We start from the raw sequence: 18,979 nt of genomic DNA on the forward strand, positions 1-18,979 counted from the left end.
CTCTTTACATCTGAGGGATTGACAACTAGTACATTCCAACCCAAATTTAAAAAATATCGTGCTGCAGAGAAGCCACAGCAACCCGCTTCATAAACTAAATCAACGTCGTGATCTGGAAATGTTCGCTCCACATATAGATACAAATCCTCTGCATTTGAAGGCATAGAATAAGTCTTGTGAAAAAACAAATCTGTTTGGATAGAAACTGTCCAGCTTTTTTTGTGAATATCTAAACCAATGAATATCTTTGGTTTAGAAAAGGCATCTTGTAATTGCATAATCTTCGTTTTTAGTACTCTCAAAGTTATGCTTTTACATTGATGCTTTGAGCTAGCTGGAACTTAGTGGAATTATCGTTTCGCATCCAGTTTTCGTTAAGCCGAAAATTGAAGGGTTATAAACTTCCAGCCATCTGAAATAAGAAACGCATAAAATACAAAATATCAAACAAGGATAAAAAATACCATGGCTTGCAATTTATAGTATTCTAAGTGGTTGTAAGATGTCATAGTTTCTTGGCAAAGCACATGTTATGCATTCGACTTAGAAACGTTATTAAAACCTAAAACTTAATATAAGCTCCAGATTATGATGAAAAGTACCAGTTTAAAAATTAAAATGATCCTATTTACTATATTAGCGGCTGTGTTATCTTGCAAAGAGAAGCCGGCACAGGAGCATAAGAATCTAAAAGAAGTGAAGAGTCTTTCTAACAAACAAGTTGAAACAACAATACTTCCCACAGTAAATATTAAAGACAATGACAAGCTACTATCTCCCGCATTAATCAAAGTGAATTCTCAGGGAGTATGGTTTGCTAACGAAGGCTCCCTAGGTTACATAAAGTTGTTAGATGAGCTGGGTAACGAAATTGCAACTACCTTTTTATCGACAAATGAAAATTGGATGAAGGAAGGGTCGGTTAACTTTTCTGCCAACTTGATATTTGATGCCAAAGGTAGCAAGGTTGGTACACTCGTAATTCACAACGACCCCGGTTCAGGAGATGGCGATGAAGCTGGCGAGAAAATTAGTTTTACAATTCCAGTAACTTTTTAAATCATAACAGTTTCAAAAAGTCTTTTAGCAAAGGATTCCCATTTTTTTTATTCCATATTATAGAAAGTTTTGTTTTTTGAACTATTGTATCTAATTCTATAAACTTAATTCTGTAACCCGATTTTTTCGCCAGAGATTTTGGAACAATCGAAATACCAAAATTATTCTCTACCAGCTTAAAAATAGAGCTTGAATGTATGGTGTTGTGAGAAATTATGGGAGTGAAATTACAATCATCAAAAATCTGCATTACTTTTTCATAATATGAGGCGCTATATTTAGCGTCAAATAGTATAAAAGACTCTTCTCTAAATTGAGCTATGCTTTCAAAATTGTGCTCATTAATAGGATGATGTTTTGGTAAAACCAAGCAAAAATTCTCATCTAATATTGTCTTTATTTCTAAGGTGAGAGGCACTCTTTCTAATCTAACAAAACCAATATCTAAAGACAGTGACACTAAGTCTTCAATCTGCTTTTGATTGTCAATTTCTTTCAAATCAAATAGAATATCTGGATTTTTATCTTCAAATTTCAATAGCAAATTCGGAATCACATCTTGCATGGCTGAACCTACATAACCTATCTTCAACTCCCCTTTTTTGCCATCATGAATTAATTTGGCATTAGTTAAGGTGCTGTCTATAACCCTCAGTTGTTGTGTGAATTCAGTTTTCAAATATTCCCCTACAGTAGTCAATACTACCTTTCTATTGTGCCTTTCAAAAAGTATAATGCCTAGCTCCTCCTCAAGCAGCTTTATTTGCCTGCTCAATCCTGGCTGCGAAATAAATAATTTCTCGGCTGCTTTTCTAAAATGCAACTCTTCTGCAACAGCAAGAAAGTAACGCATGTGCCTTAACTCTATTTGATAACTCATAGTTCTTAATTGGTTATGTAATTGATATCATAAAGCATCAAAAGTAACCATAACTTTGATAAAACTAAAATTACTACAAGAGATGTTTAAATACGGAATAGATATACTGACATTAAAAAGCGTCAACGAGATAGCAAACGGCACTTTAAAAGCAATAATTAATGATGAAGCTAGAGCTAAAATCAATTCTTGTCGAAATAAAGTAGAGACAATTATTAAAAGTGACAAAGTGGTTTATGGAATCAATACAGGTTTTGGTCCCTTGTGCGATGTCCAAATCACCGAAAGCGAAACGAGCTTATTACAAAAAAACCTTTTAATTACTCACGCTGTGGGTGTGGGTGAAAATATTGACAAGCAGCTTTCTAAGATTATGATGATTTGTAAGGTACATGCTCTCTGTCAAGGATTTTCTGGCGTTAGATTTGAGCTTATCGAACGCATTATTTATTTTATAGAAAATGATTTATTACCCACAGTTCCCAAGCAAGGATCTGTAGGTGCCTCTGGAGATTTGGCACCGCTATCCCATTTATTTTTACCTTTAATTGGTGAAGGAGATTTCTGGATTAATGACGAAATCGTTCCTGCAAAAGGAGTACTGCTACAGCACAAAATTAAGCCGCTTGAACTGCAAGCTAAAGAAGGTTTAGGTTTAATTAATGGAACGCAGTTCATACTCGCTCACACAATTACCGGGCTTCTCAAAATGAACTATTTACTTGATTTAGCTGATGTTGCAGGTGCTATGAGTATCGAAGGGTACAAAGGAAGCTCCTCCCCTTTTAGAGAAGAATTACATCAAATACGACCGTTTAAAGGAAGTATTCACGTAGCATCAAGAATGCGAGCGTTATTTGAAGGTTCTCAAAATATTGCTTCTCACGAAAATTGCGAACGTGTTCAAGATCCTTATTCTATGCGTTGTATACCGCAAGTTCATGGTGCTTCTAGAAACGCTTTTTACCATTTATTAGAATTAGCTGAGATCGAAATGAACTCGGTGACAGACAATCCAATAGTGCTAAGTGAAACCGAAGCTATATCTGGTGGAAATTTTCATGGCCAGCCGCTAGCAATGGCATTAGATTATTGTTCGATTGCCGCTTCAGAACTTGGAAATATAGCCGACAGGCGTTGTTATTTATTAATCGAAGGTAAATACGGTTTACCCCGTTTATTAACAAAGGCTGGTGGATTGAATTCGGGATTTATGATTCCGCAATATACGACTGCAGCCTTAGTGACAGAAAACAAGTCCCTCTGCTTCCCTCCTTCTGCAGACAGTATTCCCACTTCTTTAGGTCAAGAAGATCACGTTTCTATGGGGAGTATTTCTGGTCGAAAACTAAACCAAATCTTAGAAAATTTAGAAAAAATACTGGCCATAGAGTTAATGTATGCTGCTCAGGCAATGGAATTTAGACGTCCTAACACCTTTTCTGAAATAATCGAAAAAAATCATGCTATCATAAGAGATAAAGTGGATAAGCTAGAAGATGACAGACTCCTAAAAGACGATATAAATAACATGATTCAATTAGTAAAAAACGAAAAATTAATTGTAAAAGTAAATTAGTTATGACTTTTAAAGAACAAATCTTACAAGGCATTCCAAGCACTTTGCCTGCAGTAAAAGGCTATCCTGAAGATGCAAATAGAGCGCCTAAAAGAAAAGATATTTTATCTCTTGAAGAAAAACAGCTAGCTATTAGAAACGCATTACGCTATTTTCCCAAAGAATGGCATCCAGAGTTAGCTACCGAATTTGCTAATGAGTTAAAGGAATTTGGTCGAATATACATGTATCGATTCAAACCAGACTATGACATATATGCTAGAGGAATTGCAGAGTATCCTGCAATAACACAACAAGCAGCAGCACTAATGTTGATGATTCAAAACAACTTGAATCCAGTAGTGGCCCAACATCCAGAAGAATTAATAACCTACGGTGGTAATGGTGCTGTTTTTCAAAATTGGGCACAATACCTAATTGTTATGCAGTATCTAGCCATCATGACAGAAGAGCAAACTTTGCATTTATATTCTGGACATCCTATGGGGCTGTTTCCTTCTAGTAAAAATGCACCAAGAGTTGTAGTGACTAACGGAATGATGATTCCTAATTACTCCAAGCCTAATGACTGGGAAAAATTCAATGCTCTTGGAGTAACACAATACGGGCAAATGACAGCAGGTTCTTTCATGTACATTGGACCACAAGGAATTGTTCATGGAACTACAATTACAGTGATGAACGCATTCAGGAAAATCTTGAAAAAAGACGAAAACCCGAATGGAAAAATATTCTTAACGGCAGGTTTGGGTGGTATGAGTGGCGCCCAACCAAAAGCGGGTAATATTGCTGGCTGTATCACCATTTGTGCAGAGGTGAATGCAAAAGCGGCTACAAAAAGACACGAACAAGGTTGGGTCGATGTTCTAATTGAGGATATCGATGAATTAGTAAAACGAACGCTAGAAGCCAAGAAAAACAATGAAGTAGTTTCAATCGCATTTATAGGAAATGTGATTGATGTTTGGGAAAAATTTGATCAAGAGAAAATTTTTATCCACATTGGATCTGATCAGACCTCTCTTCATATTCCTTGGACCGGCGGCTATTATCCTGCAGGTTTGTCTTACGAAGAATCGAACGTACTGATTAAAGAGAATCCGGAATTATTCAAAGAGAAAGTCCAAGAATCTTTGAGGCGACACGCCAACTCTATTAATAATCACACTAAAAAAGGAACTTATTTTTTTGACTATGGTAACGCTTTTTTATTAGAAGCGTCTCGTGCAGGTGCAGCTGTTATGGCGGAAAATAACATTGATTTCAAATATCCTTCTTATGTACAGGATATTTTAGGTCCTATGTGCTTTGATTATGGTTTTGGACCGTTTAGATGGGTTTGTGCTTCGGGGAATAGTGATGATTTAGATAAAACAGATGCCATCGCTGCCACAGTTTTAAAAGAATTGATGCAAAAATCTCCTGAAGAAATCAAATTGCAAATGCAAGACAATATCACTTGGATTCAAGATGCAAAAGCGAATAAAATGGTTGTTGGATCGCAAGCAAGAATTCTCTATGCCGATGCAGAAGGTAGAATTGCAATTGCAAAAGCATTTAATGATGCTATAGCAAAAGGAGAAATTGGACCCGTGATTTTAGGTAGAGATCACCACGATGTCAGCGGAACAGATTCACCATTTAGAGAGACATCTAATATTTATGACGGAAGTAAATTTACTGCAGATATGGCTATTCACAATGTAATTGGGGACAGTTTTAGAGGTGCTACATGGGTTTCTATTCATAATGGTGGCGGTGTGGGCTGGGGTGAAGTGATCAATGGTGGTTTTGGTATGCTACTCGACGGAACAACCGAGGCGGAAGAAAAATTGAAAAACATGCTTTTTTATGATGTTAACAATGGACTCGCAAGAAGAAGCTGGGCTAGAAATGATGAGGCTATTTTTGCTATTAAAAGAGAAATGGCTCGAACACCTAACCTTAAAGTGACATTGCCTAATTTAGTAGAAGATAACCTTTTAAAAGACTTATTTTAATGAATGTATTATTTGTAAATATTAAGGAATTACTGCAGGTAAGAGAAAATACAGTAGGCTTTCTTTCAGGGAAAGAAATGGGTCAGTTACCTACTCTTAAAGATGCTTTTTTACTAGTTAAAGATGGGTTGATAGCTGACTTTGGAATAATGAAGGAATGCCCCAAAGTAGATATAGAAACAGTTGATGCCACTGGCAGAATGTTGCTTCCTTCTTGGTGTGACTCACACACCCACTTAGTTTATGCTGGGAACAGAGAGAATGAATTTGTAGATAGAATAAACGGACTCTCCTATGCTGAGATTGCTGATAACGGTGGTGGTATTTTAAATTCGGCTAAAAGGTTACAGGAAATTACCGAAAGCGAATTGTATAATCAAAGTAAAAAACGCTTAGAGGAAATTATTCATTTGGGTACTGGCGCTGTTGAAATTAAGTCAGGCTATGGTTTAACTAAAGACGCCGAGCTAAAAATGCTACGTGTCATTAAAAAGTTGAAGGAAAATTATCCTATCGAAATAAAAGCTACATTTCTTGGTGCACATGCGGTACCTGCTGAATATAAAAATGATAAGGAAGGGTATTTGCACATGCTGATCACTGATATTTTACCTACAATTGAAAAAGAAAATTTAGCTGATTTTATAGATGTTTTTTGTGAAACTGGATATTTTTCAGTGGATGATACGCAGTTGATTTTAGAGGCTGGTAAAAAACACGGACTTCAAGGTAAAATTCACGTGAATCAATTTAACGCTATTGGTGGAATTCAAGTTGGAGTTGCTAACGAAGTTTTATCTGTAGACCACTTAGAAGTAATGAGAAACGAAGATATTGAAGATTTGAAGAACACCCGTACAATGCCGGTCGCATTACCTAGCTGCTCTTACTTTTTAAGTATTCCTTACACACCGGCTAGAAAAATGATTGATGCAGGATTACCGCTGGCATTAGCCACTGATTATAACCCAGGCTCTACTCCTTCTGGTAATATGAATTTTGTTATTGCTACCGCCTGTGTAAAAATGAAAATGACTCCTGAGGAAGCTATTAATGCAGCAACAATTAACGGCGCATATGCAATGAATGTACTAGATAAAGTGGGATCTATAACTAAGGGGAAATTAGCAAACTTAATACTGACTAAAGAAATAAACTCGTATAATTTTATACCATATTCTTTCGGTAATCATTGTATCGAAAAAGTATACTTAAAAGGACAAGAATTTGAAAAATGATACTATAAAAAAAATTGTAACCAATTGATATAATTACAATTGAAACAAAATATATAAAGTAATTATTTGAGTTTAAAATGAAATTTATTATTGCGAATTAAAATTGAGTTTCGAAGTTTAATTAAAAGACTATTAGTAAAAATCCAAATGCTTTTTGCACCTTTATTTCAATCGAAGTATACTATGTTTTAATCTAAATTAATGTGAGTTTGTGATGTTGTTTTGAGAGCTTTGGCTACAACGTGAAGCTACTTTATTGCATACGTTAAAGGTTTGCTTATATCTGCAATTTTGCTTTTGTTATGCTTTAAATTTGTGTGATAAACATTAAATAAAAAATCATGAGTAAAGCATTAATTATAATAGATATACAAAATGACTATTTCGAAAATGGTGCAATGGAGTTGGTACAGCCACTTCAAGCAAGTGAAAACGCAAAGCTTATTTTAACTAATTTTAGAGAAAAAGGATTAGAGGTTGTACACGTTCAGCACCTATCTTTATCACCTCAAGCCACTTTTTTTCTTCCTAATACAAAAGGTCAAGAAATACATGAAAGTGTAGTACCGTTACCATCTGAAAAACTAATCGTGAAGAATTACCCGAATAGTTTTAGAGATACTGATTTATTCTCTTATTTAAAATCTAAAGAGATTACTGAGATTGTATTTGTTGGTATGATGACGCACATGTGCATTGATGCCACCGTGAGAGCGGCAAAAGATTACGGATTTGACTGTACCGTTATCGCAGATGCTACAGCAACACGAGCACTAGAAATTTATGGTCAAAGTGTTGACGCCGCAAGTGTTCAAACAAGTTTTTTAGCTGGTCTTAGCTTTTTCTATTCTAAAATTATAAGTACTGCTGAATCTCTCAAATAAATCAACAAAAAAAAAACCACAGCTATAAACTTTAATTCATAGCCGTGGTTTTTTTATGCAACTTACTTTTTAAAATTGCGCTTCTTATTTCTCTTATACCTTAAATTTGATTTAACGCCCCAGAAATGAAGCGGCAGCCCCGATAATTTACTGGCTTATTTTTACTAATAGTAGAGAGCGACTGAAAGAAGCTCCTCTAGTATTTTGTAAAAATTGACTGGAAATAGAGGGCTATAGCAGAATACTGGAATAGGCGCCAAAAAACCATTCTAATTATTTAAAAGCACTAAATGTTATGTAATTTTCACGATTCTATTAATAGGAATTCCAACACCTTTTTTTAGCACTACGCTTTCATCGGTAAGCGCCCATACTGTAGTCTCGACCATTTTTTTAGAAATTTCATCTTCAAAATAGATTTGGATTTTCGAATGCTCTAAATTCCCCAATGATAAGGCTCTTTTTAATTCGGTTGTTCTTTGATCAATTGCTTTATCGTCATTTAAAATTTCGCTGTGAGGGAATTTTAAGTCGGCTATATTTTCTTTTTCTATGATTTGAAATTGAGTGTCCATACTGTAGTATTTAATATTAATTGAAACTATAAGAGTGATCAAAATTGCTTGTAAACGCCTATCATCACTCTAACAAATATAAAATAGATTTTTTATATTTATGATTTTTATTCAACATTTTAACAGCAATTTCACCTAACTAATTCCTAATCTTATTCTACATCAAGAATTTACTATTTAGTATGATAAAATCTATTCAGCAACGAATTAAATAGTTTGATTTTATTAAAAGCTACTACCTTTATAATCAACACACTTACTAATTCGATTCACTAGAAATGTACTTATATTTGAAAATCTCAGCTGATAAAATAGAAATACCAGCAATGAAAACTACTTCTTATTTATTTAAGCGTTTTTTTTAACTTGAATATAACACAATATCAAAGTGTATATTTTATTGCCTGACTTGCTTTTCTTATTTTTGGAACAATAAAAAAAACAAGTATGAAAATTAGAATATTTACAACAGCACTTATTGGACTTAGCATTATCTCTTGCAAAAATGACAAGAGCATGAATACTGCAGAAACTAGTACAGATACCATAACTGCAACGGTGCCAAAATTTGAAAATAAAGGGCATGAATTAGTTTATAATATGGTTCAAAAAGTAGGTGACTTGCGTAAATTATATGATAAAAAAGATGTTGTCTACACCTATACTTACCAAACGCCTGATGGTAAAACAGATGTTACTACGGAGAAATATATTTTTGATGGCGAACTTTCATACGGGGTTTATAAAAAACATGAGCGCACGCTACCTGAATCAAGCGGTGTAATTGAGCAAGGGTACGACGGGAAGGAATACTGGTTAAAAAATGACGGAAAAAGTATCGAAGATGAAAAGCTTTTAAAGATGGTGGCTTTTAACAGACCTACGAATTTTTACTGGTTTGCCATGATGCAAAAATTAATGGATGATGGTGTAAATTATGAATATTTGAATGAGAAAAATATAGGCGACGCAACTTATGATGTAGTTAAAGTCACATTTGATAGTCTTGATAATTCACCTAAAGATATTTACCAATTGTATATTAACAAGAGTACTGGATTAGTTGATCAGTTCTTGTTTACCGTAATGGATTTTGATAAAGCAGACCCGTTATTAATGCAGTTAGAATATGAAACAATTGACGGTTTAATGATTCCTACAAAGCGCAAATACAAAGCTTCTAATTGGGATGCTGAGGTTACAAACGAACCTTGGATCAATGTAAACTGGACAGATATCAAATTCAACAACGGATTAAAAGCTGCTGATTTTAAAAAATAAATTCAGAATAAATTTTAATATAGAGAAACCCAGCATAGCGCTATAGAACGCTACTGCTGGGTTTCTTGTTTACAGAGGTGTCACACTATTATTAATACTTATTTGTTAAAAAACAGCACTGTGGGGAAATCATAGAACGCTCTAGTTTTTTAGCAATTTAAATGATTAACATTTCATTGTGCTTTTTAAATTCGATAACTAACACATAATTCATAACTTAGCTAGACAAACATATGAATTCATCGTAAACATTTCGTAGTAAACAGATTAACTTATTTTAGAATTAATTAAATCTGTTATATAGCTTATAAATTTGTTTTTTATCGAAAGATTAAATCGCGAATAAAAATAGCGACTGTAGATGAGTCCTAAATACTTGTTTGTTTCTGAAAAAAGTCTAAAAAAGTGTTGTCACACTTACAAAATTTAAAATTATGTCAAAAAAAGTAGCCGATCAAATAGTAGAAATGCTAGTAAGTAATAACGTAAAAAGAATCTATGCTGTTACAGGTGATAGTTTGAACGAGTTGAATGATGCTGTAAGGAGAAGCGGAAAAATAGATTGGATTCACGTGCGTCACGAAGAAGTAGGTGCTTATGCAGCTGCTGCTGAGGCAGAACTAGACGGTCTAGCTTGTTGCGCAGGAAGTAGCGGACCCGGACACGTGCATTTAATCAATGGTTTGTATGATGCAAACCGTTCAGGAGTGCCTATGATTGCGATTGCCTCTACGATTAATACACCCGAATTTGGAGTCGATTATTTTCAATCGACAAATACCTATAAGTTATTTGATGACTGTAGTGTTTATAACGAAATTGCTACCACTCCCAACCAAGTTCCTAGAATGTTACAGGCAGCAATGCAAAATGCCATTCATAAAAAAGGTGTTGCTGTTTTTGGGTTACCAGGAGATGTATCTTCAATGCAAGCGGTAGAAAGTACAACGGCTATGTATAATTTTCATTCTCAAACAGTGAATAGGCCTGCAGATGAAGATTTGCAAGCCCTAGCCGATTTGGTCAATAAACATCCTAAGATTTCTATTTTTTGCGGAATTGGAGCTGGCGAAGCCCATGAAGATATTTTAAAATTAGCCTCTCTACTTAAAGCGCCTATTGGATACTCTTTTAGAGGTAAAATGAGCATGCAATATAATAATCCTTATGAGGTTGGAATGACCGGACTACTAGGCGTACCATCGGCGTATCATGCTATGCACGAATCTGATGTGGTGATTTTATTGGGAACCGATTTCCCGTACGAACATTTTATGCCAGTAGATAATAAAATAGTTCAGGTCGATGAAAAGCCTGAGCGATTGGGCAGAAGAGCGAAACTCGAAATGGGTTTAGCAGGTAAAATTGGAGATACAGTGGCGGCACTTTTACCATTAATAAAAAATAAAGAAGATGATAGTTTCTTAAAAGCACAACTAGAATTTTATGAAAAAGTAAAAGAAAATTTAAATGTGTACGTGAAGGACTCCGGTTCTCACGATCATATTAGCCCAGAATATGTCGCTTCTACCATTAATAAAATGGCACACAATGACACCATTTTCACTGTCGATACAGGTATGTGCTGTGTCTGGGGAGCACGTTATATAGAAGGAACTGGAAAACGAAAAATGCTAGGATCGTTTAACCACGGCTCTATGGCGAATGCAATGCCCATGGCGATAGGTGCGCAACTAGCTTACCCAGACAGACAAGTAATTGCATTTTGTGGAGATGGAGGATTATCAATGTTACTAGGAGATCTTGCTACTATAAAACAGTATAACTTACCTATTAAATTAATCGTTTTCAATAATAGATCACTGGGTATGGTACAATTGGAGATGCAAGTAGAAGGTTTACCTAATAATGAAACTGATATGGTAAATCCTGATTTTGCTATGGTTGCTCAAGCAATGGGATTCAAAGGAATTACCGTTACTGATCCTGCAAAGGTAGAAAATGCATTAGAGGAAGCTTTTATTCACGATGGCCCTGTTTTGGTTAGTGTATTTACTAATCCGCAAGCCTTGGCGATGCCACCTAAAATGGAATTTGACCAGATGAAAGGATATGCACTTTCTATTAGTAAAATGATTCTAGGTGGACGAATGGACGAAGTGCTCGAAATGGTAAAAACTAATTACAAACACATGAAAGAGGTTTTATAATTTTCGAAAAAAAATAATGAAGAGCAATGGCATTTTCCTGGAGAGTGTCATTGCTTCTTTATTTAGAATTAGCTACCAAAAAAGTAAAAAAGTTGAACAACAATTAAAATTGCAAAAATTGCTGTGATGGTTTTCTGCCAAAATAAATTAGCTATAAACAAACCTACGATTAACAGTAATGGTTCGCTGGTATTTCCTTGAATAGTACCTTTTCGAAAAGAACCACTGTAAGCAATCTTGATTCCGGACTCATTTGTGACTTGCCAATTGTCGCGCATTTTATCTGTATATTCAAAGGTGTAAGAATCTCCTTGAAATGAGATCGCAGCTTTAGTCAAGCTGTCGTAATAAATAATGTTTCCTATTTCTGTATCACTTTCCACATCAAACATCTTCGTCTCACGACTCCAGAAACCGTTTGTGATAAAACTGAAATTCCTGTTTTTTAACCTGCTTTTTGCAAGCAAAGAGGACATGTTGTGACTTAGATAGCCTACATCTTGGTGGTTTGAAAAAAGCTTGTATTGGCTAGAAAAAATACTTTTCTGCCATTTTATATTTGTTTGCATAATTAGTGGTCTATCTCAAATGGAATGATAAGCGTCTAATATTTAAACAATTACCCTTTTATATTATTTAATTGAAATTTTGAATCCTTATTTTCAAAGCTTTTTAATTTGCTATTGTTGTATAAAAATGCTATAATAAGGAAGAATAAGACTGCAATTTAGAAAATTAAAAAAAAGGATCTGTCAAAGTTTTTGAAAAAAGAATTACTTTAGTATCCTGGATGTAACTTTAAATATTTGGTGCTTTTAAAATTCTTTTTGATGTACTACACGACGGCGCGGTTGGCGTGATTATTAAATTACTCCACTATTAATGATTAAAATAAATAAAAAATGAGATTAGAAGATTTTGACAATGATGAGGATAAAATAATCCAAGACAGATTAAAGCAGAAAACTTGGAATGAAATAAGAACAAATGACAGTTGGGCCATATTTAAAATCATGGCAGAATTTGTGAATGGATATGAGACAATGGGACGTATTGGTCCTTGTGTATCTATTTTTGGATCAGCGCGCACAAAACCCGATCATGAAAACTACCTACTTGCTGAAAAAATCGCTTACAAAATCAGTAAAGCGGGATACGGAGTCATTACTGGAGGTGGACCTGGAATAATGGAAGCCGGAAATAAAGGAGCGCACCTAGGTGGCGGTACTTCGGTAGGTTTAAACATTGTTTTGCCATTCGAACAACATTTCAACCCATATATTGACACAGATAAAAACTTGAATTTTGATTATTTCTTTGTTCGAAAAGTAATGTTTGTGAAATACTCACAAGGTTTTGTAGTTATGCCAGGAGGTTTTGGTACAATGGATGAACTCTTTGAAGCAATGACATTAATTCAAACGAAAAAGATAGCTAAGTTCCCTATTATATTAGTAGGATCTAGCTTTTGGTCAGGATTAATGGACTGGGTTAAAACGGTATTAATTGAACGTTTTGAAACCGTAAGTCCTGACGATTTAAAATTAATCAAGATAGTTGACACCGAGGACGAAGTAGTTACCGTTCTTGATAATTTCTATAAGAAATACAATTTGAAACCAAACTTTTAACCACCAAGCTGTTTTTTAATTAAAACAGCTTTTTTTTTGTTTAAATTTCAATAATTCCCTTAATAACTGTATCTTAGAAAAGCATTTTAAAACTAGCCCTGTTTGAAATATCTTTACTTTTATCTTAATATTTTAGCGCTATTGCTGCTACCGATTCACCTTACTGCACAACATCAATCTTCGATAGTTGCTCAAGTTGATATGGAGCAAAAGATAATTAAGGTCGAACAAGAATTAATCTACAATAATGAATCAGCTATGGCTATTGATTTATTAGTTTTGAACGACTGGAACAATGCCTACTCCTCTAATGACACGCCGCTAGCCAAACGATTTTCTGACGAATTCTATAGAGGATTTCATCTAGCGAACAATGAAGAGCGCGGTTCTACCACGTTATTTTCTATTACTGATGACACTAGCTCTGTAGTGCAATGGCGCCGTCCCGCTGCTCAACCAGATTTAATATATGTTGATTTAAAAAAAGCAATCGAACCCCACCAAAAATTAAAACTTAAACTGATATATGAGGTGAAAATTCCGAGTGCTGCTTTTACGAAGTACGGTTATACCGAAGAAAATGGTATGATCCTAAAGAACTGGTACCTTACTCCTGCCCGATTCAAGAACAATCATTTTGTAACCTACAGCAATGAAAACTTAGATGACATAGCAAATGCCATTAGTGATTTTTCAATCTTATTGAAAATCCCTAACAATCAAACGGTGACTACGGATTTAAATATGATGCTACTTTCTACAGAAGCCGCCATGAAAATATATTCGTTATCAGCCAAAAATATTTTAAATTTCAATTTACTGTTAAGTCCGGAAACTCGTTTTGATAGTTATGAGGTACAAAACCAAGAGATTCTCACTGATTTGAAAGAAGATAAATTAACTAAAATTGAGCAAGAAAAACTTATTGCAGGCATTGTGAGTTTTGTTGCAAATGAGATTGGCCGCTACCCTCATCAAAAAATCGTGATCACTCAGGTTGACTACGACCGCAACCCTTTTTATGGATTGAACCAATTACCCGCTTTTATCAGTCCGTTTTCAGATGCATTTACTTATGAGTTGCGCTTTTTAAAAAGCTATTTAAATGCTTATTTAAAAAATAGTCTGCAATTAGACAACCGCAAAGAAAGTTGGATTTATGATGGGATTCAGGTTTATACGATGATGAAGTACATCGAGACAGTGCACCCCAACAGTAAAATGTTAGGAAGTACTTCTAAGTTTAAACTCTTAAAAAGTTACAATCTTACTAACTTGGACTTTAACGAACAATATAGTTACTTCTATATGTTAATGGCTAGAAAAAATCTAGATCAGCCGCTGGAAAATACTAAGAGTTCGCTAATAAAATTTAATGAGCAAATCGCTAGTAAGTATCGTGCAGGACTGAGCTTGCGTTTTTTGAATAACTATTTAGAAAAGAATATTGTTGCAAAAAGCATACAAGAATTTTACAGCGCCAATTTAAAAGAACAACAAAGCGCAGCCACATTTGAAGCAATTTTAAAATCCCAAAGTGATAAAAATATAGATTGGTTTTTTAAAACGATTATTCGATCAAGAGATTTAGTAGATTATAAATTTGGATCCGCGTCAAAAACTACTGATAGTGTATCATTTACCATTAAAAATCGCACGGCAGTAGCAGTACCCATTCCGTTGTATGGGCTAAAAAACAATAAAGTAGTTTTTAAAGAATGGCTGGAACCCATAAATACAGATAGTGTGTTTACGGTTGCCAGACGAACAGCTGACAAATTAGTATTGAATTATAAAAATGAAGTACCAGAGTACAATTTGAGAAACAACTGGAAATCGCTAAATGGCTTCTTTCCTAACAACAGACCGATCAAATTTGTTTTTATGAAAGATCTCGAAGATCCTTATTACAATCAAGTTTTGTATGTTCCTACAATTAGCTATAATCTCTACGACGGTTTGACTCCAGGCTTGCGTTTGCACAACAAAACTATATTAGAAAAACCTTTTACATTTGATGTTAATCCATCTTATTCAACAAAAGCAAAAACAATTTCAGGTTCGGGATCTATTGTGGTGAATCAAAATTACCGCAACAGCAATCTTTTCAATGTACGCTATTCGTTGAGTGGGTCCTACTTTCATTACGCTCCAGATGCTACTTATTTAAAAATAAATCCTACCGTATTGCTGCGCTTTCGCGAAGACGACTACCGAGACAATAAAAAGCAGGGCGTAGTTTTAAGACAAGTAATTGTCAACAAAGAGCAAAGTGCCATCGTTAGCAATCAAATTGCTGAAAACTATTCTGTTTTTAATGCGCGTTATTTTAATAGCCGAACAGAGATTATAAACCATGTAAGTTTGTCAACTGACTTACAGCTAGCTGGTAAATTTGGTAAACTTGCCGCTGAGGTTGAATATAGAAAATTATTCGAAAACAACCATCAAATCAATTTGCGCTTCTATGCAGGGAAATTTTTGTATAATCGAACAAATTCTGATTATTATAGCTTTGCCTTAGACCGCCCTACTGACTATTTATTTGATTACAATTATTACGGTAGATCAGAAGACAGTGGGTTTTTCAGTCAGCAGCTAATTGTTGCAGAGGGTGGTTTTAAATCTAAACTTAATGCTCCATTCGCCAATGATTGGATTACTAGCATTAATGGAAGTTATAACCTGTTTAATTGGTTCGAAATCTACGCAGATGCTGCTATTGTGAAAAATAAAAAATTTGAAGAACGCTTTTTATACGATAGTGGGATACGATTGAATTTTGTTCCCGATTATTTTGAAGTATATCTGCCTGTATATTCCTCAAATGGATGGGAAATAGGACAAAATAGATATAATGAAAAAATTAGATTTATAATTACATTATCTCCTAAAATACTTATCAATTTATTTAATCGCAAATGGTTTTAAATCCATTAATATGACGCAATAATTTTAGATAATAACCAATAATAAGCAGTTAAAATTACACATTAAACAAAAAATGATATTTATACTGAAAATTATCTAGTATTATTATATTTTATTTTGTCGTTTGAATTATGAAAATAGCTACTTTTTAAGTAAATTTGCACCTTAAAGTTATACTACTTAATTATGATAAAAGAAAAAGCTAATACTACCTTGACATTTGAAGACTTTAAAACGGAAGTTTTAAACGATTACAAGACTGCTATGATTAGTAGAGAATGTAGTTTGTTAGGACGTAGAGAGGTTTTAACTGGTAAAGCAAAATTTGGAATCTTTGGTGACGGAAAAGAAGTTCCGCAGCTAGCGATGGCCAAGTTTTTCAAAAATGGTGATTTCCGCTCTGGGTATTATCGTGATCAAACTTTTATGATGGCTATTGGGGAATTAACTATTGAACAGTTTTTTGCCGGTTTATATGGTAGCACTAGTATAGAAAAAGATCCTATGTCTGCAGGGAGACAAATGGGTGGGCATTTTGCCACTCATAGTTTGAATGAAGACGGTTCTTGGAAAAACTTAACACAACAAAAAAACTCAAGTGCAGACATCTCTCCTACTGCTGGGCAAATGCCTCGACTTTTAGGGTTAGCACAAGCTTCTAAAGTATACCGTCAAGTAGACGGAATCAAAAATAAAGAAAACTTTACTGTTAACGGAAACGAAGTGGCGTGGGGAACAATAGGAAATGCCAGTACTTCAGAGGGGTTGTTTTTTGAAACAATTAATGCAGCTGGAGTTTTACAAGTTCCTATGTTAATTAGCGTTTGGGATGATGAATACGGAATTTCGGTTCATGCAAAACACCAAACAACAAAAGAAAACATCTCAGAAATCTTAAAAGGATACCAACGTGATGAAAATGCAAAGGGATACGAAATTCTAAGAGTAAAAGGTTGGGATTATACTGATTTGATTGCAACTTATGAGAAAGCTTCGGCAATTGCTCGTGAGCAACACGTTCCTGTATTAGTGCATGTTAATGAATTAACGCAACCCCAAGGGCATTCAACTTCTGGATCTCATGAGAGATATAAAGATGGTGATCGTTTGGCATGGGAAAGAGAATTTGATTGTATCAGACAAATGAGACTTTGGATGATTGCTATAAATATTGCCTCTGCTCAAGAATTGAACGAGATTGATGCTGATGCAAAAAAACAAGTTCTTGAAGGTAAGAAAGCGGCTTGGGCTGCCTTTATCAACCCTATAGTTGCTGAGCAAAAAGAATTAATAAGCTTAATTGAGAAATTAGCTCCTACAAGTACTAATAAAGAAGCAATTTTAAATTTAGTATCTCAATTAAAAGGAACGAAAGATCCTTTGAAAAAAGAATTATTAATTACAGCACGTAAATCGTTGCGATTATTGCTTAACGAAAACGGTCAAGCAGAATTAGCACAATGGATCACAGAATATATTGAGAAAACACAACCTAATTTTAGCAGCCATTTACATTCAGAGTCTGATTTGAATGTATACTCTGTTGCTGAAGTGTTGCCTACATACAATGAAAATTCACAAGACGATGCGGATGGTCGCATGATTTTGCGTGATAACTTCGATGCAATATTCACAAAATATCCTGAAGCACTTATTTTTGGTGAAGATTCAGGAAACATTGGTGATGTAAATCAAGGTTTAGAAGGAATGCAAGAAAAGTATGGAGAACTTCGTGTTGCTGATGTTGGTATTCGTGAAGCTACAATTATTGGTCAAGGAATAGGAATGGCCATGCGTGGATTAAGACCAATCGCTGAAATTCAATATTTGGACTACTTGCTTTATGCAATCCAAATCATGAGTGATGATTTGGCTACACTTCAATATAGAACTTTAGGAAAGCAAAAAGCGCCGCTTATCATTCGTACACGTGGACACCGTCTAGAAGGAATCTGGCATTCAGGTTCACCTATGGGGATGATTATTAATGCTATTAGAGGTATTCACGTTTTAGTTCCCAGAAATATGATGAAGGCAGCAGGATTTTACAACACTTTATTAGAGTGTGACGAACCTGCCTTAGTAATCGAATGTTTAAATGGATACCGATTAAAAGAAAAAACACCCACTAATTACGGTGAATTTAAAACACCAATTGGAGTTGTAGAAACAATCAAAGAAGGTAAAGACATCACATTAGTCTCTTACGGATCTACATTAAGATTAGTAGAGCAAGCGGCCAGAGAATTACAAGAAGTAGGTATTGATTGTGAGGTTATCGATTTACAATCATTATTACCATTTGACATCAAACATGATTTGGTAAAAAGTGTAATGAAAACGAACCGTTTATTAGTAATCGACGAAGATGTTCCTGGTGGTGCTTCAGCATATATCATGCAACAAATAGTTGAGCAACAAGATGCTTATAAATATTTAGATAGTAAACCACAAACATTAGCAGCAAAGGCACACCGTCCTTCATATGGTACAGATGGTGATTACTTCTCTAAACCTTCAACCGAAGATATTTACGAAAAAGTATATGAAATGATGAATGAAGCAAATCCTGCTAAATTCCCTAAGTTATACTAATAACATATTATTTATCATCAAATCCCAAACAGCACTTGTTTGGGATTTTTTGTTTCAGGCAACTCCCCTTTTAAACCATTCTAATTCCTGTTGTGATTATTTTATGATGAACAAACGTTAAACTAAATTGTAGCGAATACAATAAAGCGTAATTT

General features: G+C 34.6%; 13 protein-coding genes and 1 pseudogene. 10 read left to right on the top strand and 4 right to left on the bottom strand.

The window, feature by feature from the left end; genetic code table 11:
* Nucleotides 1-278, bottom strand: a pseudogene (locus H603_RS16415) (IS110 family transposase); the annotation flags it as partial.
* 310 nt (nucleotides 279-588) lie between these two features.
* On the opposite strand from H603_RS16415, the gene H603_RS0103820 reads away from it, so the two are divergent.
* On the top strand, nucleotides 589-1,059 hold the full coding sequence (locus tag H603_RS0103820) for a hypothetical protein (RefSeq protein ID WP_026707335.1): 471 nt from the start codon (nucleotides 589-591) through the stop codon (nucleotides 1,057-1,059).
* 1 nt (nucleotide 1,060) lies between these two features.
* Here the strand turns inward: H603_RS0103820 and H603_RS0103825 are convergent, their stop codons facing one another.
* Nucleotides 1,061-1,939, bottom strand: a complete 879-nt coding sequence (locus tag H603_RS0103825; protein ID WP_026707336.1) for a LysR family transcriptional regulator — start codon at nucleotides 1,937-1,939, stop codon at nucleotides 1,061-1,063.
* Between the two features lie 82 nt (nucleotides 1,940-2,021).
* On the opposite strand from H603_RS0103825, the gene hutH reads away from it, so the two are divergent.
* The 4 genes from hutH (at nucleotide 2,022) to H603_RS0103845 (ending at nucleotide 7,640) form a co-directional block, all read left to right on the top strand.
* Nucleotides 2,022-3,518, top strand: coding sequence for a histidine ammonia-lyase (gene hutH / locus H603_RS0103830; RefSeq protein WP_026707337.1), 1,497 nt, complete (start codon nucleotides 2,022-2,024; stop codon nucleotides 3,516-3,518).
* Nucleotides 3,519-3,520: 2 nt separating this feature from the next.
* Entirely contained in the window at nucleotides 3,521-5,518 is a 1,998-nt protein-coding gene (locus tag H603_RS0103835; RefSeq protein ID WP_026707338.1) for a urocanate hydratase, read from the top strand.
* Complete coding sequence (gene hutI, locus H603_RS0103840) at nucleotides 5,518-6,756, top strand: imidazolonepropionase (protein WP_026707339.1); 1,239 nt, start codon at nucleotides 5,518-5,520, stop codon at nucleotides 6,754-6,756. The genes H603_RS0103835 and hutI overlap by 1 nt, the downstream gene beginning before the upstream one ends.
* A gap of 341 nt (nucleotides 6,757-7,097) precedes the next feature.
* Entirely contained in the window at nucleotides 7,098-7,640 is a 543-nt protein-coding gene (locus tag H603_RS0103845) for a cysteine hydrolase family protein (protein ID WP_026707340.1), read from the top strand.
* Nucleotides 7,641-7,933: 293 nt separating this feature from the next.
* On the opposite strand, the gene H603_RS0103850 is transcribed toward H603_RS0103845, so the two are convergent.
* Nucleotides 7,934-8,215, bottom strand: a complete 282-nt coding sequence (locus H603_RS0103850; RefSeq protein WP_026707341.1) for a hypothetical protein — start codon at nucleotides 8,213-8,215, stop codon at nucleotides 7,934-7,936.
* Nucleotides 8,216-8,662: 447 nt separating this feature from the next.
* Here H603_RS0103850 and H603_RS0103855 point away from each other — a divergent pair, with 447 nt between their 5' ends.
* On the top strand, nucleotides 8,663-9,496 hold the full coding sequence (locus tag H603_RS0103855; protein ID WP_026707342.1) for a DUF6503 family protein: 834 nt from the start codon (nucleotides 8,663-8,665) through the stop codon (nucleotides 9,494-9,496).
* A gap of 434 nt (nucleotides 9,497-9,930) precedes the next feature.
* Nucleotides 9,931-11,667: a thiamine pyrophosphate-dependent enzyme gene (locus H603_RS0103860; RefSeq protein ID WP_026707343.1), complete on the top strand. Its 1,737-nt coding sequence runs from the start codon at nucleotides 9,931-9,933 to the stop codon at nucleotides 11,665-11,667.
* A gap of 68 nt (nucleotides 11,668-11,735) precedes the next feature.
* Here H603_RS0103860 and H603_RS0103865 read toward each other — a convergent pair whose 3' ends face one another.
* Nucleotides 11,736-12,236, bottom strand: coding sequence for a hypothetical protein (locus H603_RS0103865; RefSeq protein WP_026707344.1), 501 nt, complete (start codon nucleotides 12,234-12,236; stop codon nucleotides 11,736-11,738).
* A 333-nt stretch (nucleotides 12,237-12,569) separates the two neighbouring features.
* Here H603_RS0103865 and H603_RS0103870 point away from each other — a divergent pair, with 333 nt between their 5' ends.
* From H603_RS0103870 to H603_RS0103880, 3 genes are all read left to right on the top strand, one after another.
* On the top strand, nucleotides 12,570-13,298 hold the full coding sequence (locus H603_RS0103870) for an LOG family protein (RefSeq protein ID WP_026707345.1): 729 nt from the start codon (nucleotides 12,570-12,572) through the stop codon (nucleotides 13,296-13,298).
* A 102-nt stretch (nucleotides 13,299-13,400) separates the two neighbouring features.
* The gene (locus H603_RS0103875) at nucleotides 13,401-16,229 is read left to right on the top strand and encodes an aminopeptidase (RefSeq protein ID WP_316930249.1); all 2,829 of its coding nucleotides are present in this window, start codon (nucleotides 13,401-13,403) and stop codon (nucleotides 16,227-16,229) included.
* A 186-nt stretch (nucleotides 16,230-16,415) separates the two neighbouring features.
* A complete protein-coding gene (locus H603_RS0103880; protein WP_026707347.1) occupies nucleotides 16,416-18,824 on the top strand; it encodes an alpha-ketoacid dehydrogenase subunit alpha/beta in 2,409 nt (802 codons plus the stop codon).
* Nucleotides 18,825-18,979 lie beyond the last annotated feature (155 nt).

It is taken from the genome of Flavobacterium frigidarium DSM 17623, from assembly GCF_000425505.1.
Lineage (GTDB): Bacteria > Bacteroidota > Bacteroidia > Flavobacteriales > Flavobacteriaceae > Flavobacterium > Flavobacterium frigidarium.

Bases quoted from the DNA above. Each gene is read 5' to 3' on its own strand.
- H603_RS0103820 (WP_026707335.1), top strand. From the start codon at position 589: ATGATGAAAAGTACCAGTTTAAAAATTAAAATGATCCTATTTACTATA.
- H603_RS0103825 (WP_026707336.1), bottom strand. From the start codon at position 1,939: ATGAGTTATCAAATAGAGTTAAGGCACATGCGTTACTTTCTTGCTGTT.
- hutH (WP_026707337.1), top strand. From the start codon at position 2,022: ATGTTTAAATACGGAATAGATATACTGACATTAAAAAGCGTCAACGAG.
- H603_RS0103835 (WP_026707338.1), top strand. From the start codon at position 3,521: ATGACTTTTAAAGAACAAATCTTACAAGGCATTCCAAGCACTTTGCCT.
- hutI (WP_026707339.1), top strand. From the start codon at position 5,518: ATGAATGTATTATTTGTAAATATTAAGGAATTACTGCAGGTAAGAGAA.
- H603_RS0103845 (WP_026707340.1), top strand. From the start codon at position 7,098: ATGAGTAAAGCATTAATTATAATAGATATACAAAATGACTATTTCGAA.
- H603_RS0103850 (WP_026707341.1), bottom strand. From the start codon at position 8,215: ATGGACACTCAATTTCAAATCATAGAAAAAGAAAATATAGCCGACTTA.
- H603_RS0103855 (WP_026707342.1), top strand. From the start codon at position 8,663: ATGAAAATTAGAATATTTACAACAGCACTTATTGGACTTAGCATTATC.
- H603_RS0103860 (WP_026707343.1), top strand. From the start codon at position 9,931: ATGTCAAAAAAAGTAGCCGATCAAATAGTAGAAATGCTAGTAAGTAAT.
- H603_RS0103865 (WP_026707344.1), bottom strand. From the start codon at position 12,236: ATGCAAACAAATATAAAATGGCAGAAAAGTATTTTTTCTAGCCAATAC.
- H603_RS0103870 (WP_026707345.1), top strand. From the start codon at position 12,570: ATGAGATTAGAAGATTTTGACAATGATGAGGATAAAATAATCCAAGAC.
- H603_RS0103880 (WP_026707347.1), top strand. From the start codon at position 16,416: ATGATAAAAGAAAAAGCTAATACTACCTTGACATTTGAAGACTTTAAA.